At 38.3% G+C, this 561-nt stretch carries 1 protein-coding gene; it reads left to right on the top strand.

The window, feature by feature from the left end:
• A partial coding sequence (locus ACFOUY_RS08915) for an IS3 family transposase (RefSeq protein ID WP_378960159.1) occupies positions 1 to 551 on the top strand: 551 nt, incomplete at its 5' end.
• Positions 552 to 561 lie beyond the last annotated feature (10 nt).

Raw genomic sequence — 561 nt, 5'->3', positions numbered from 1 at the left:
ATCCGGTAGCTGAAAATATCTTGAACAGGGATTTTTATGCTGCAAGAATTGGGGAAAAATGGGTTTCCGACTTAACCTACATTCAAACAGCAGAGGGATGGTTATATCTTACCACTGTTATAGACCTGGCTGACAGAAAAGTTATCGGATGGTCATTGAGTGATGGAATGGATGCGAAAAGTACAACTGTTAAGGCATTTCAAATGGCGAAGATAAATAGGCCAGTGACGAGCAATCTGATTTTTCACTCAGACCGAGGAGTTCAATATGCTTGTGCCGAATTCAGGGTACAACTAAAAGAAATGCCAATCACGCAAAGTATGAGCAGAAAGGGAAATTGCTGGGATAATGCAGTGGCCGAAAGCTTCTTTAAAACGATGAAAACAGAAATGGTGTACCATAAAAAATTCAAGACCAGGGAACAGGCAAGTATAGCTATTTTCGAGTATATAGAAATATGGTATAACAGGAAAAGAAGCCATTCGACACTGGGTTATTTATCACCGATCGAGTTCGAAAATACATTAATTAATAATGAAAAAGCAGCTTAATATCCATTTT

The organism is Pedobacter jamesrossensis, from assembly GCF_042650905.1.
Taxonomy (GTDB): domain Bacteria; phylum Bacteroidota; class Bacteroidia; order Sphingobacteriales; family Sphingobacteriaceae; genus Pedobacter; species Pedobacter jamesrossensis.
The sequence above is the reverse complement of the archived record's forward strand: the minus strand, read 5'-3'. Positions and strand labels throughout refer to the sequence as shown.